The organism is Dawidia cretensis, assembly GCF_018598175.1.
GTDB lineage: Bacteria > Bacteroidota > Bacteroidia > Cytophagales > Cyclobacteriaceae > Ohtaekwangia > Ohtaekwangia cretensis.
On the sequence record NZ_JAHESE010000002.1, the window covers coordinates 175499 to 190208 of the forward strand.

Consider the following 14710-nt stretch of genomic DNA (forward strand, 5'->3'; position numbering starts at 1 on the left):
TTTTATAAGGATTCACTATGGATGTTCTGGTTATTTGGAGGCTTTTGCTGCGGAGAAAATGGATTTTGATACTGGTGCCGACGGTAGCTGCCTCCATCGCCTTTTACTACAAGTTCACGGCCGCCCGTGAATTCCGGTCTACCTTGCAACTGGCGACCGGGTTCACCATCAATGAGCAGGTTCGTGTCAGCGACGAGCGCTTCAGTCTGTACGAAGCGGATGTAAAGTTTAACAACCTGATCGAGTCGATCAACTCGCCGCAGGCCATCGGCCTGCTGTCGTACCGCCTCATGCTGCACGACTTGCAAGACCACGCCCCCTTCCGTAGCCCCAAGAACCCGGAAACACTTCGTAACAAAGCATTCCTGGAAATTGCCGAAAAGATATTGCAGGCCAAGGCCGATTCCATGACCATGCTTAATGCCAGCAACTCGGATGAGCGCCGCGTGTCCGGCTTGTTGAAAGAGTATGGTTATGATGCCAAGTCGCTGCGGAAAAGCCTGGCTGTGAAGCGCGTCAACTTTACCGACTTTGTCTCCGTGGAGTATTTGTCGGAAAACCCGCGGCTGTCGGCCTTTATGGTCAACACGCTGGCGGACGAATTCCTGCGCTACAACCGCGTTGCCAAAAATGAACGTTCGAACGAGTCGGTGGACTTCTTCAAAGACCTGGTGACGCAGAAAAAAGAAACGCTCGACATTCTGGGTGAGAAAATGCGCCAGTATAAAGAGGCGAACAACGTATTGAACATCGAGCTGCAAAGCGCGACGAACATCGACCAGATCAGCGATCTGGAAAAACGTCGCACGGAAGTGGAGTCGGATATCAATCAGTACCGTCTTTCGATCCGCCGTCTCGACAAACAGATCGGGCAGCTGAGCGGCGTTGGTACGACGGAAAACCGGGGGAATGACAATCATAAGATCGTACGCCTCAGGAATGCCATCAACGAAATGAATTCGCGCTATATCGCGGGTGGCTCTTCCGACCGAAGGCTGTTGGATTCGATCAAGACCTTGCGCGACCAATATAGTGCGATGAGCAGCGCGTCCGCCACCACCAGCAGTGACGCCGGCGTGAGCCCCGCCGCCAAGGTGCGTGATCTGCTCGAAAAGAAAGCGGAATATGAAACTTCCCTGGAAGTGTCGGAAGCCAGCCTGGCTTCGCTTACTTCGAAACTGAATGCGCTGCGCTACAATGTGTCGGGTTTAACCAGCAAGGAGGCAATTCTGGCCGATATTCAACGCGAGATCGATGTTGCCACGCAGGAGTACCGCGAAGCGCAGGAGAAGTATAACCTGGCACAGAACACGGCGAACGTCGGTAACCCGCTGCGCGTAATTTTGCGCGGCCTGCCGCCGGCGGAACATGAGCCGTCTAAGACAATCGTCGTAACATTGCTGGCCGGTGTAGCCAGTTTCTTTCTGTGCGCGTTCACCATCATCTTCCTGGAGTTTGTAGACACCCGCGTGAAGTCGCCGTTCTACTTCCAGAAGTCGGTTAACATGAGCCTGGCGGGTACGCTGAACGTGATCAAGGGCAACACAGACTTTGCCTTCCTGTTCGATAAAAACATTACGGATAACAACCTGCTGACCTTCAAACAGCTGATCCGCAAGCTGCGCTTTGAGATCGAGCGTCAGAACGCCAAGGTGATCCTGGTGACCAGTATGAAGCAGGGTGAGGGTAAGACCTTTACCATTTTAGGCCTGGCATTTTCGCTGAGCCTGATTCAGAAGAAGGTATTGATCATCGATACAAACTTCAAGAACACGGCGCTGACCAAATTGCTGGTGAAATCGAAATTTAAAAAGTTGAAGGGGGCGAATGGCGTAACGACAGAAGGCGAAGCGAACCAGCTGTTAAGCCATGAGCCGGAAGACGACTTCAGCAAAGAGCGCGATTTTATCTCGCACACCAAATACAAAAACATTCACGTGATCGGCAGCCGGGTAGACAATGATTCGCCGTCGGAGATCCTGTCGGGTCGCGACTTCCTGGGCATGCTTACCGAGCTGAAGATGGTATATGATTATATCTTCCTGGAAGGTGCTGCGATGAATGATTTCCCCGATACAAAAGAGCTGATCGGTTATGCCGACAAGGTAGTTGCCGTATTCTCGGCAGAATCTGTGGTGAAACAGCTGGACAAAGAATCCATTGGTTATTTGAATCAGTTCAACGGCAAGGTCGTTGGTGCTGTGCTTAACCGTGTAGAAGTAAAAGACCTCGACCTGTAACCCCTAATCAATCCCATGGATTCGCGCGAATCGATTCTCCGGCAGTCAAAAGTTAAGCGAGTATTACAGTATATTGAAAAGTTCGGCTTTTTTACCGCGATGCGGCTGGTGCTCTCCCTGAAAATGGGAAAGGGTCAGACGACCTTCAAATATGGTAAGAACGTGTTGTATATACGCAAAGGCACGTCCGACGTGCAGGCGTTCGAGCAGATCTTTCTGCTGGACGATTACGATATTAACATCCAGAATTTATCACCGCGGCTGATCGTCGATGCCGGTGCCAACGTGGGCTATGCGTCGCTTTACTTCGCGAACAAATATCCCGAGGCTACGATCGTGGCGGTAGAGCCCGAGTCGCAGAACTATAAGTGGCTTTGCCAGAACACGGCGGGCTATCCCAACATCAAGGCTGTAAAGTCAGCCGTGTGGAATGAAGACACGTATCTGCGTGTGGTGGACCAGGGCCTGGGCTCGTGGGGTTTTACGGTGGAGTCGTGCGGGCCGAATGATTCGGGTGCTTTTAAGGCGACGTCTATCGGCACATTGTTGAGCGACACGGGCAAGACCCGCATAGACATCCTGAAGATGGATATCGAAGGCGCGGAAAAGGAAGTGTTCACGACGAACTATCAGCAGTGGTTGCCAAACGTGAGCGTCATGATCGTTGAGCTGCACGACCGGATCAAGGCCGGAACCTCGGACGTTTTTTACAAGGCGATCGAGGGGCAGAATTTCTCCATCCAGGAGAAGGGGGAGAACCTGATCTTGTCGAAGCGTTAATTATGAATCCCCACACACGGCATGTCCACACAGGGTAAAGGATATTGGCTCAGGTCAGGAGCATACACCATCATGCAGCGTTCCTCTATGCTCCTGTTCGGCGTAGGCAGCTTTATGATCCTGACGCGGATGTTGCCGAAAGACGAGTTCGGGATCTGGTCGCTCTTCCTTTCCATTACAACGCTGTTTGAAGTTGCCCGCAACGGGCTGATCCAAAACGCGCTGATCAAATACCTGAATTCAAATGACCATCCCGATCATCCCTCCATCACGGCGGCATCGGTATACCTCAACATTATTCTTACGCTGATCGGCCTGGTGGCGATCTACTTTCTGGCTGATCTTTCGGCTATGCTGTTTGAAACGGATAAGATCAAGCCGCTATTTTATGGCTATATGCTGATCTCGGTAATATTGGCGCCGTACTCGCAGTTTGAATTTTTACAGCAGGCCAACTTTCGGTTCCAGGGCATTTTCGTCTCTACCTTCGTTCGTCAGGGGTTATTCTTTGTTGGCGTGGTGACGGCATTCCTGGTAGGGTGGAAGATCACCTTAACGTACCTGATTCTCGGACAGACGGCTGCCCTGACAGTGGCCACCGTCGTGTCGTATTTCTTTACACGCGACTACCTGGCCCTGGACTATCGCTACCGTGCGGAGTGGATCTGGAAGCTGTTCCACTACGGCAAGTATGTATTCGGTACGAATATCAGCGGGAAGATCTTCAGCAGCATGGACCAGATCCTGCTGGGCAGCATGATCTCGACCAGCTCGGTGGCCGATTATAATGCTGCTGTGCGCATTACGATGTTGGTCGATGTGCCGACCAGCTCGGCGGCGCAGGTTGTATTTCCGCAGAGCGCACGCATTGCCAATCAAAATGACAAGCATGCCTTGCGCTTGCTGTATGAAAAGTCGGTGGCGGTCATTCTGCTGTTCCTGATCCCGTTTGTGATCGGTATATTTTTGTTTCCCAAGTTGATCGTGTACATCATTGCCGGTGGTGCGTATTATGAAACGATTGACATTCTGCGGGTGACGATCCTGTACTCGGTGTTAGTGCCGTTCACGCGGCAGTCCGGTACGATCTGGGATTCGATGGGATTGCCCCGGTTGAGTTTTTATTTTACGTTGGTCATTGCCCTGCTGAATATCGCCCTGAACTACTGGTTCATTTTGCAATTCGGTGTGATTGGTGCCGCTTACGGCACTTTTGCCAGCTACTTTATAGGCTTTGTGGTGACGCTGGTGGTGATGCGCCGGATGCTTGGCGTACGGCTGTCGGAGATCCTGCGGTATGTGGGATATTATTTCCGGTATAGCATAACCCTGGTTTCGGAACGGATCAACTCAAAACGCATTAGCAAGACCCTCTAATGATAACAGGCAAAGACTTTGTTTTTTTTGGCATGCAGTCGTGGGATACTCCCATTGGCAGCAACTGTAAAAATATTGCCATGGAGGTGGCTCGTCACAACCGGGTGCTCTATATCAATCGTGCGGCGGACCGCTATTCGTTGTGGCGTGGTGACAAATCCCCCGAGGTGGTCAATCGTCGCCGCGTGATGCGCGGTGAGCTGCCCGTCATGGAGCAGCTCTCCCCGAACTTCTGGGTGTATACACCGCCCGTTGTACTCGACTCGGTCAACTGGGTGCGCCCGCAAGCGTTGTTTGATGCCTGGACGAAGATCAACAATCAACGCCTGGCGCGTTCGATTCAGAAGGCTGTTCAACAAGTAGGCTTTAAGGATTTTTACCTCTTCAATGACAACGATTTTTTGCGCGGTCCCCATATTCAGGAGGTGTTGAAGCCGGCGGTAACGATCTACTACATCCGCGACTTCTTGCTGGCGCAAGACTACTTCAAGCGGCATGGCGAGCGTACGGAACCCGCGCTGATGAAGCAAGCCGACGTGGTGGTGGCCAACTCGACCTACCTGGCCAACTATGCGCGTCAATACAACAAACATTCCTACTTCATCGGGCAGGGCTGCGACCTCTCGGCGTTTTCGCCGGAGGCCGGGTACGCCATTCCCGACGACATAAAACCGCTCCAGCGGCCGATCATTGGCTATGCCGGGGCGTTGTTAGAATTCCGCCTGGACATTGCCACGATACGCCACCTGGCCGTTAGCCGGCCCGACTGGCACGTGGTGCTGGTTGGTCCCGAAGACGATGCTTTCCGCCGCAGTGATTTACATGGTCTGCCCAATGTACATTTTCTCGGTGCCAAGCCTTTTGACCAGGTGCCGGCGTATATCAACAGCTTTGACGTCTGCATCAATCCGCAGGCGCTTAACCTGAACACGGTCGGCAACTATCCGCGCAAGGTAGACGAGTACCTGGCGCTGGGCAAGCCGGTGGTGGCTACGGCCACGGAAGCCATGGAGCTTTTCGCCGGGCATTCGTATCTGTGTGCTAACAAGGAAGCTTATGTCGGCCAGGTCGAGCGTGCGCTCGCGGAAGACGATGCTGACCGCCAACGTGCCCGCCGGGTGTTTGCGTTGGGGCACACCTGGGAGAACAATGTAACAGAATTATATCGCGCCATCGATCTGGCTATACCTGAAGCTGTCTATGCGAAATAGTATACCGAATACCCCGAACGACAAGAAGGAGGAGCTGTCAAACAACACCAAGCTGCATGCATCGCTGGTGATTGCTTTTATCGCCACGGTCTATTTGGCCATGTTTGTAAAGATGTTGTTCCTGTAGGCATATGTTGTTTAAGAAATCGGCCACCGTTCCTAAGAGGAAAGACGCAGGAAGCAGTCACCTGAGACCGCTGATCGGCGCGGCCCTGCTTTCCTGTGCTGTTGCCTGGCTCATGGGGCACCTGGATTATAAGCTCAGCTGGGCGTTTGCCGCCGTGTTTGTGGGGCTGCCGTTCGTGTTCTTTGCCTTTACGTTTCCGCGTTTTGGTTTGATGACGGCGCTGGGCCTGTCGTACTTTATATTCTTCATCAAGCGTCTGGTCTACAACTATGAGCTGCCCGTGGGGTTGGTGGTGGAGGTGCTGCTGATCACGTCGGCGGTGGGTGTGCTGGTGCGTTCGTTTTTGCACGACGAGATGCGCCCCGACTGGTATAAAAACAGAATTACCGTCATGGTGGTGTTGTGGATTGCGTACCTGCTGTTGCAGGCCGTCAATCCGAACATGACCTCCATGAGTGGCTGGCAGCTGGCGTTTCGGGGCATCATCAGCTTTATTGCCACGTATTACGTCAGTTTTTACGCCTTCAGCTCGCTGAAGTTCGTGCGCGACTTTACCTGGTTATGGGTGGGGCTGGCAGCCTTTGCTGCGGCCTACGGTATATACCAGGAAGTGGCCGGCCTGCCGCCGTGGGACTTGAAGTGGGTGACCAGCTCGCCGACGCTGTTTGCCTTGAACTTTATCCAGGGCAAGTTCCGGAAGTTCTCGATCCTGGGGAACGTGAGCGCGCAGGGTATCTTTATGGCCTATGCCGCGATTTTCTGCCTGATTATGATGATGGGGCCGTTCAAGGCCAGGATCCGGATATATATGGCGATTTCCGCCGTGTTAATGCTATTGGCCATGGCCTTCTCGGGAACCCGTACCGCGTATGCACAGGTGCCCGCAGGCATTGCGCTGTACGTGCTGATGACGATTAACAACCGGCGCACGCTGATGCTGGCCATGGGCGCCATGGCGGTGTTTGTCTTTATTCTGTTCGGACCGATCTATACGCCGCAGATCATCCGCATCCGGTCGGCGTTTTTCCCAAATGAAGACTCGTCCATGCAGGTGCGCGACAAGAACCGCAGTCGTATACAACCCTATATCTGGACACACCCCATCGGTGGTGGTATCGGTACCAGCGGCGAGCATGGACGCGAGCACGCGCCGAACCACGAGCTGGCAGGCTTCCCGCCGGACAGTGGCTACCTGGAAGTCGCGGTGGAGATGGGCTGGATGGGCTTGTTGCTGAACATGGCCGTGAAGTTTGTCATCCTGTTCACGGGGGTGCACTTCTTCTATCGTTGTAAAGACCCGGAAGTGAAGATTCTATATGCCGCCTATATTTGTAGTTTCTTTTCGATCACGGTGGCGCACTTTGCACAGGTGGCGACGGGGCAGCTCCCCAACGGGATGATCTACAATTGTACGTATGTGATCCTGATTAAACTTATTGAATTTGATCGGTCCGATCAATCTTCTTCCTATTTTAGCAGTTAAATTCAAAATGTCATAGTATGGTAAAACGGTTATTAATCGCGGGGATAATTATAGCACAAGCCGGTGCTTTGTGCCACGCACAAGGACAGCCACAGAGTACGGTGGATTACAATAAGATCATTGTTCCGGGATCGAGCGCCAGTCTGAATGCAGAAGAGCGGTTGGTGCAGATTGCCTGGCGCAACTATCCGGATAACGAAGCGCTGTGGCACGAGCTGGAGGCAGCCGAGGCCGACGTTCGCATTACGCAGTGGGCATGGCTGGATCAGATTTTCATACAAGGCAACTTAAACGAGTTTACCATCGATCCTGACAAAGCGCCGCAAGGTGGTAACTTCTTTCCCCGCTATAACGTCGGTGTGACGATGCCGCTCGGTAAGTTTATAAGCATTCCGAACAACAAGCGCAAAGCGAGAGAGGCTTACCGAATAAAAGAGCTCGACATCAACAAGCAGAAGTTGTTTATCCGCTCGACCATCCTTGGTCTGTATACTCAATACATGACCATGCTTGAAATTTACAAGATCGAGAAGTCGACCAGCGACGATGCTGATGGTGCGTTCCGCATCGATGAACAGAAATTTAAAAATGGTGAGATTACCCTGGAGAAGTACAACGCGGCACAGGACTATCGCGGCATCAAGAAAATTCGTGAAATAACTGCCGAAAACGACTACAGGCAAGTGAAGTTCAAACTGGAAGAGTATCTGGGCATGCGCCTGGAAGATGCCTTGAACTAAGCAACTTTCCAATCTTTATTTCTTCCCTGCGACGGCAGCATTGTCTTTCCTGCGAAAGACAGTTCTGCCGTCGATTGTTTTTACCTCATCATACTCCCGCGCCAGGTACGGCGCCAGCAAACTGTAGAACGTGTTTTCGGGTAGTTTACGACTGATTATATACCGCGGCTTTTTATCGAGTATGCTGCGGATCTCATGGGCAGGGTCGATGCCGGATACATGCCGGAAGTGATCATCCAGAAAGAACGGCGGATAGGGGAACCGCGTTGGAATACGGGCACCGGTTAGATAATAGATCACGGGTTGCGCTCCCGCTACAAAGATATAATCTCCCGCTTGCAGGTCTTGTTTTACCAGTGCGGCAATCTCAGCCGAAGCGTCGTTCCAATAAGGATTCCCTTCTACCTTACGGAAATAGAGCGTCATGACGGTTTCTTCAACCACTGGCAGTACCGTTGTCAGCATGACAAATAGGGTCAGGCAAGCGACGGCAGCGAAGCGTGATGCTTTTTGCAGGTTGCTGTAAAGCGGTGCCCAGACCACAAAAAAGAGGATACAAAGGGGCGGCAGCGCTTGTAAAAAATAGTGTGCATAGAACTTTTTGGTAAGGGAGATGCTAATAACGTCCAGAAGCAGCCATGCCCAAAGCACGAGCACGGTCCATTTTTGCGCGTTTGAACGAGTACCGCGCGCAATCCAAAAAAGCGCGGCGACAGCGGAGCCCCACAGTATGAATTGGTCACGGAACTGCAGGTAGAACTTGCCGGCAGTTTTTACGATCGAGACGTCGCCGTGGGTGCGGTGTTGGACGTTTGCGCTGAGGGTGGCCGTAATCAGGTCTTGTAAGTGCCCTTGCGCATGGAAGTAGTAGAGTATTGCGGCGTTGGGTAACACAAAGCCGAGCAGGAGCAGGGCGCCGATGCGGAGCGTATTGCGCAGTGCTATTGCGAGCGGTACTGTTAGAAATTGAAAGACCGCGATGCCCCCTGCGATGGCCAGGAGGTCAAAGGCCACCAGGTATTTGATCTGAAAAGCAAAGCCCAGTAACACGCCGCCGATGATTAACAGCCATGGGCGCGAGCGCCAGGTGCCCGTGGCGACATCGACGCAGGCGACAATACACCACACACCGGCGGTAACAAAAGGGATGAAAAAGATTTCGGTGTTGGCGGCCAGTCCTTGATTGACCAGTGTAAAAACAATGTACAGCAGGCCGGGAGCGTACGCAAACGCGCCACTGTTGGGGGCTAACCGTTGACAGATGCGGTAGAGGAAATAGGCGGCAAAGGTGACGGCCAGCACGCACAGTACGCGAATGCCGAGCAGCAAGTCGCCGGCGCCGAAGATCTTACCCAGGAGAAAACACAGGTACACGCCGGGAGGCTTCTGATCCCAGATCTCCACGTATGGAATAGAACCCTGGCTCCAGGCGTCAGCAATAAGCAAATAGAGGGTTTCGTCCCAATCGATTACGGAATAAAAGAACGAATACGCGCGAAGCAACAGGGTGACCAGCAGGAACGACAGCCAGACGAGTACGTTTTTTTTCATTCAAATGATTAAAAGGTAAATCTATTGGTTTTACTCGTTAAAATTATACTACTATCTTGCGTAATTGATTCTGTCGTGGTTTTTAAGTTTGGCTTCACTTTAATCTTGTAAATGTTTTCTTTCTGGCGTACCCTCCCTGACCGTTTGTCACGTGTCACTTCCGGTGGTAAGTTCATTTCCGAAATCGACGGCTTCCGGTTTCTGGCCATTTTGCCCGTCGTGATAAACCATGTAAGTCAGCGTGTGGAAAGGCATGCCACCGTTGCGTTCGAACCGGCGCTCGACCAGGACCCATTTTTCTTCTGGATGTCGCGCGGCTATGTAGGCATCTACGTGTTTTTTGTCATCAGCGGGTTCATCCTGTGTTTGCCATTTGCCTCGCATAATCTGCTCGGCACAAAGAAGGTGCGCTTAGGCGACTACTTCGTGCGTCGCCTGACGCGCCTCGAGCCGCCGTATATCATCGCTATGACGATCTTTTTCATCGTACTGCTCATTCAGCACGCGCCGTGGGACGACCTGTTTCCGCGCTATCTCCACAGTCTGACGTACACGCACAACCTTTTCTATCTGCGCTGGTCCAAAATCAACCCGGTGGCGTGGACACTCGAAGTAGAAGTACAGTTTTACCTCATGGCCCCCTTCCTGGCCATGGCGTTTTTCAGCATACGCGACCGGTGGATCCGCCGTTGTACGCTCATTGCATTCATCATAGGCCTGGTGTGTGTGCAGCAATATTTCGGGTGGTGGAATTATCCCTGGTCGTTTTTTATTTTGGGACACCTGCATTACTTCATGATAGGCTTTGTACTGGCCGACATCTACCTGCTCGACTGGAACGTGGGAAGAAGCCCCAGGCTGCTACTGGACATCCTCTCCGTGCTGTGTATCCTAAGTCTCTTTGTGTTTACCGACCACGACATTGTCAGCCGCCTGGCGTACCCCGTCATTTTATTCTTCTTGTTTTATGGGGCGTTCCGGTCCGTGTACGTTATTCAGGCCTTCCGCAACCGTTGGATTGTAGCCATCGGTGGCATGTGTTATACAATTTACCTCATTCACCTGCCCATGGCCGAGGGCTTTGGAAAATTAGCCGGAAAATTCCCCGTCACAAATCACTATATCGTAAACCTTTTGGTGCAACTTCCCGTATTCCTGGTGTTGCTGTTTGCGGTAAGTGTGGTATTTTTCCTGGCCATCGAAAAGCCCTGCATGAACAAAGACTGGCCGAAGCAGCTTAAGGAAAAAATCGTGCAGCGTTACCGTCTTTTAAAATCGTAGGTCGTGAAGTATATCAATTTCGTTGTCGCCATCATTTTTGCATTTATCTATTACAGTGTAAAGATCCCGCCCACGGAGAAGTTTAACCTGTGGCTCTGCACCTTTGCGATACCAGTGGTATTCGTGATTAACATTGTGTTGTTTTTGCTGTATGCCGTTCTGCGGCGTGTCTCAGCGATCTTCTATTTATTGCCGCTATTGTTCAACCTGCAATTTGTCACCGAAACGTATGGCGTCAAGCGTCTGTACCGGGCCGAGACCACGTGCTCGCAAGACACGACCGCAGCCTTTTCGCTGCTTAGCTATAATGTTAGCGGTCTGAAAAAGCCTGAGCATGCCAACATGCATACCTTCGGTAGCAAGGACGACAAGGACAGTGCCACCTACAAGCTGCGCCAATGGATCCTGGAAAACGACTACGATGTGCAGTGCTACCAGGAGTTTTTCGACCACACGCAGAATTCGTATTTCAAGACGATTGAAGCCATAAAGAAAAAAGGGTACTATTACTTCTTTTCCAAGAATGCCGGTGCCAACGGCGACGCTGTGGGTTTGCTTACCGTATCACGTTTCCCGATTGTAAACAAGGGGAATATTCTGATAAGCGATAACGGGTTTAATCGTGTTATCTACACGGACATCAAGATCGGGCCTGACACGGTACGGGTGATCAATGTGCACCTGGAGTCCATGCGGATGAAGAAAGACAATCCGCTTTATACGGACGATCGCGATGCGCAAAAACACCGCGTGAAGGTGATCCTGCATAAATTAAAAGATGGTGTGTTCGAGCGCAGCAAACAAGTGGAAGAAGTGCTGGCCGTAATCGATACGTCGTCTCACCCGGTCGTTTGCGCGGGTGACTTCAATGAGCTGCCCTATTCGTATACCTACCACTCGCTTCGTAAAGAACTGAAGAACTCTTTTGAAGAGAAGGGTAAGGGTTTTGGTTTTTCGTACAATGGCAACACGCTGCAGTTTCTGCGCATCGATAACCAGTTCTTTTCGTCAGGATTGGACGTCGTGGACTTCGAGACGCGCCAGGATGTGACTTATTCGGATCACTTTCCGCTCGCGGGCAAATACGCTCTTTGCCGGGAGCAGCCGGAGTGAGGCGTCTGTTCAATAAAAAACCACCGAGATACCCGGTGGTTTTTTATTGCGGATGGTTATACCGTTGTTAATATGGAATTTATTGTTCGACCTGGTTTTCTGAAGTGCCCGGAGTAACTGCCGTTGTTTCTGCGGCAGTTTTTTTCCGGACGTACACCTCAATGGTGGCATTCGTTGGTCTTCTGGGCGCCAGGAAGGTGTCTACGCGATCGTAGTGCTCTTTCAGGCAATCTTGTACCGCATAGGGGTAGAAATTGTTGAGCATCGCTACATCTTCGAAGAGCACGACGTCATAATATTGCTTGCCAATGAGGTCGCAAAACAGGTCTACTTCTTTATCAAACATGGCCACATTCCGGTGGTACCAGAGAGGCCGCGGGGTTTCTAATTCATAGCCGATTTCGTGCGCCAGCGGTGTGAGCTCGGTCATGTTGAGAACCAGCGGTTTTTCTTTGCCTTTGATCTCGGGCCGCTCCAGCAGGCGGTTAATGCCATCGATCGTAGAGACCGGCATATATACACCCGAGAATGCTTTTAGTCCGGACGATTTCCATTCTGACATATCTACGTCGAGGGTGGTGCTGTCGGTGTTCACCATAAAATTATGGCGGGACACGATGTTGCGATCGGTTACTTCCGCGGTGCGCGGGAAGACACGGTCTACGATGCGTTGTACGTATTTGTAATATGTACCGGACCACCAGAAGAAGATCATGACCACGGTCAGCCCCAGCGGCACCAGACGGTTTAGGTTGAACGATGCTGGAACAAGTGTAATGAGATACGCAAAGGCAAAGCTGTGGAAATAGATGTTATTGTCGGGTGGTGTATAGCTTGTTACCTGGATGATCAGTGCCTGGACGAGTATGCCACAGGTGAGCAGAAAGAATGTGAATGCTTTGGAGTCCTGGAAGAAGCCCTTTATGTTGCGGAAGCTATCGGTCTTCACGAAGCCTACGAGGAGGATCAGCACGAAGTAGAACTTCGCCCATTGGGAGGCGCCGAAAATTTCGTCGATCATGTCGTGCATGCTGACGCGTGAATAGTGGGGTGGTTGACCGTAGTTAAACCAGTAGCCGATACCGTGCGACAGGAAGGGGAGAATAAGCGCCATAGCGGTCACGGCGAAGCCTGCGATAAAGACTATGATGGGAGCAAACTTGCGCTGGCCAATGGCCTGGTAGCCGAGAAGGGCCAACGCGAGCAATAGTGCCAGTGCGCCGCCATCCTGCTTGGTAAAGAATGACACGAATACAAAAAAGCCACCGAGGAATGCAAAGGCATAGCTCCACCGGCGGTTCTGAGAGAAGATACTCCTGGTGACGAAAAGCAGGCCTACGAGCTCATAGACAAAGACGGAATGGTTGTACCACGGCCAGAAGTTAAAGAAGGAGTAGGAGAGGCAGAACAGCAGCACGCTGAGGAAACGCTGGCCGCTCACCAGATCGAACTGTTTGAGCAATGACCGGAAAGAGAATCCCGCCACCAGGTTGATAAACACCTGCGCTTTTACAAGTGAGAACATGTATGGGCCGAATATTTTAAAGAAGACGGCGGGAATAACCCAATAGGCGAATCCCATGGGCAGGCCAAAATCCTTGTAGGGGACCTGTCCCAGGTACAGGCGATAGGCTCCTTCCCAGGAAAGGAAGATGTTCACCCGGTACGGGTACTGGAAGAAGAGGGGAAACAGGGAAAAGCCCACAATTACAATGATCTCTGCAATCGAAATTTTTCGATCTGAAGGGTTCAGGAGGTTGTTCATTTGGCGGAGTAAGCTGCTTTTGCGTAAGGGTTAAAATTAGTAACTAAAAAATAACTGGCAATGAGCGGGTAAGTGTTAATCTTTGATTTTATATTGTGGGTTGAAAAAAACTGTAGAGGCTTTTAATCATGAAATATCTGCGTCTTGTGCGAGCGCATCAATGGATTAAAAATTCATTTTTGTTCTTTCCACTTTTTTTTGCGGGGGACTTGTTAAACATTCCCCAGCTGTTATCGGTTGCGTATGGCTTTCTGGCCTTCAGCCTGGTGGCATCGTCCATCTATATCCTGAACGACTACAACGACATCGAGGCCGACCGGCAACACCCGACGAAGTCGAGACGTCCACTGGCCTCGGGTGAGATCAGTAAGAGCACGGGGCTGGTCGTGATGGTGATCACGCTGGTGGCCGGCTTTTTCCTGGCGTACTCCATCGACATCCGGTTTTTGTATGTGACACTTATTTACTACGTCCTTAACCTGGGGTATTCCCTGGGGTTAAAGCACATCTCCATTCTCGACATCCTGATCGTCGCCAGCGGCTTTCTTTTGCGCACGGTAGCGGGCGGTGTAATTGCCCAGGTGCGGATTTCCGAATGGTTGATGCTGATGGTATTCCTGCTGGCGGTCTTCCTGGCACTGGCCAAACGTCGCGACGACATTTTGCTGGCGCAGGAGTCGGGCAAGGTGATGCGGAAGGCGAGCGCCAAGTACAATATGGAATTTGTCAACGGGGGGCTTACCATGCTGATGTCGGTTATCCTGGTGTGTTACATCATGTACACGATCTCAGACGAAGTCACCGACCGCTTGAAAACCCATTACCTGTATGCTACCGCCATCTTTGTGATTGCGGGGCTGATGCGGTATATGCAAATCACCGTGGTGGAGAATAAGAGCGGCTCGCCGACCAAGATTCTGTACACCGACCGGTTCTTGCAAATCACACTGCTGGGCTGGATCGTATCCTTCTTTAGTATCATCTATCGTCATAATTTAATGTCACTATTCGGTTTGTCTCTGTAGGACGATCGGAAACCACT

12 protein-coding genes are annotated in these 14710 nt (G+C 51.6%); 10 read left to right on the plus strand and 2 right to left on the minus strand.

The window, feature by feature from the left end:
* Positions 1-17 precede the first annotated feature (17 nt).
* The 7 genes from KK062_RS04280 to KK062_RS04310 are packed head-to-tail and all read left to right on the plus strand — an operon-like array spanning position 18 to position 7958.
* Complete coding sequence (locus KK062_RS04280; RefSeq protein ID WP_254083013.1) at positions 18-2240, plus strand: GumC family protein; 2223 nt, start codon at positions 18-20, stop codon at positions 2238-2240.
* 15 nt (positions 2241-2255) lie between these two features.
* Entirely contained in the window at positions 2256-3020 is a 765-nt protein-coding gene (locus KK062_RS04285; protein WP_254083014.1) for an FkbM family methyltransferase, read from the plus strand.
* Between the two features lie 21 nt (positions 3021-3041).
* Entirely contained in the window at positions 3042-4397 is a 1356-nt protein-coding gene (locus tag KK062_RS04290) for a flippase (protein WP_369075168.1), read from the plus strand.
* Positions 4397-5608 (plus strand): glycosyltransferase, encoded by a 1212-nt coding sequence (locus KK062_RS04295; RefSeq protein ID WP_254083016.1) that lies wholly within the window; start codon positions 4397-4399, stop codon positions 5606-5608. The genes KK062_RS04290 and KK062_RS04295 overlap by 1 nt, the downstream gene beginning before the upstream one ends.
* Positions 5598-5735: a hypothetical protein gene (locus KK062_RS04300; RefSeq protein ID WP_254083017.1), complete on the plus strand. Its 138-nt coding sequence runs from the start codon at positions 5598-5600 to the stop codon at positions 5733-5735. Before KK062_RS04295 ends, KK062_RS04300 begins: the two co-directional genes overlap by 11 nt.
* A 4-nt stretch (positions 5736-5739) precedes the next feature.
* The gene (locus KK062_RS04305) at positions 5740-7218 is read left to right on the plus strand and encodes an O-antigen ligase family protein (protein ID WP_254083018.1); all 1479 of its coding nucleotides are present in this window, start codon (positions 5740-5742) and stop codon (positions 7216-7218) included.
* Between the two features lie 17 nt (positions 7219-7235).
* Positions 7236-7958 carry a TolC family protein gene (locus tag KK062_RS04310; protein WP_254083019.1) on the plus strand — a complete coding sequence of 241 codons (723 nt, stop codon included), beginning with the start codon at positions 7236-7238 and terminating at the stop codon, positions 7956-7958.
* Positions 7959-7973: 15 nt separating this feature from the next.
* On the opposite strand, the gene KK062_RS04315 is transcribed toward KK062_RS04310, so the two are convergent.
* Positions 7974-9509, minus strand: a complete 1536-nt coding sequence (locus tag KK062_RS04315) for an ArnT family glycosyltransferase (protein ID WP_254083020.1) — start codon at positions 9507-9509, stop codon at positions 7974-7976.
* Positions 9510-9653: 144 nt separating this feature from the next.
* Here KK062_RS04315 and KK062_RS04320 point away from each other — a divergent pair, with 144 nt between their 5' ends.
* On the plus strand, positions 9654-10790 hold the full coding sequence (locus KK062_RS04320) for an acyltransferase family protein (RefSeq protein WP_254083021.1): 1137 nt from the start codon (positions 9654-9656) through the stop codon (positions 10788-10790).
* Between the two features lie 3 nt (positions 10791-10793).
* Positions 10794-11903, plus strand: a complete 1110-nt coding sequence (locus KK062_RS04325) for an endonuclease/exonuclease/phosphatase family protein (protein WP_254083022.1) — start codon at positions 10794-10796, stop codon at positions 11901-11903.
* A gap of 79 nt (positions 11904-11982) precedes the next feature.
* Here KK062_RS04325 and KK062_RS04330 read toward each other — a convergent pair whose 3' ends face one another.
* Positions 11983-13668 carry a hypothetical protein gene (locus KK062_RS04330; RefSeq protein ID WP_254083023.1) on the minus strand — a complete coding sequence of 562 codons (1686 nt, stop codon included), beginning with the start codon at positions 13666-13668 and terminating at the stop codon, positions 11983-11985.
* Positions 13669-13796: 128 nt separating this feature from the next.
* Here KK062_RS04330 and KK062_RS04335 point away from each other — a divergent pair, with 128 nt between their 5' ends.
* Entirely contained in the window at positions 13797-14693 is an 897-nt protein-coding gene (locus KK062_RS04335; protein WP_254083024.1) for a UbiA prenyltransferase family protein, read from the plus strand.
* The last annotated feature ends 17 nt before the right edge of the window (positions 14694-14710 follow it).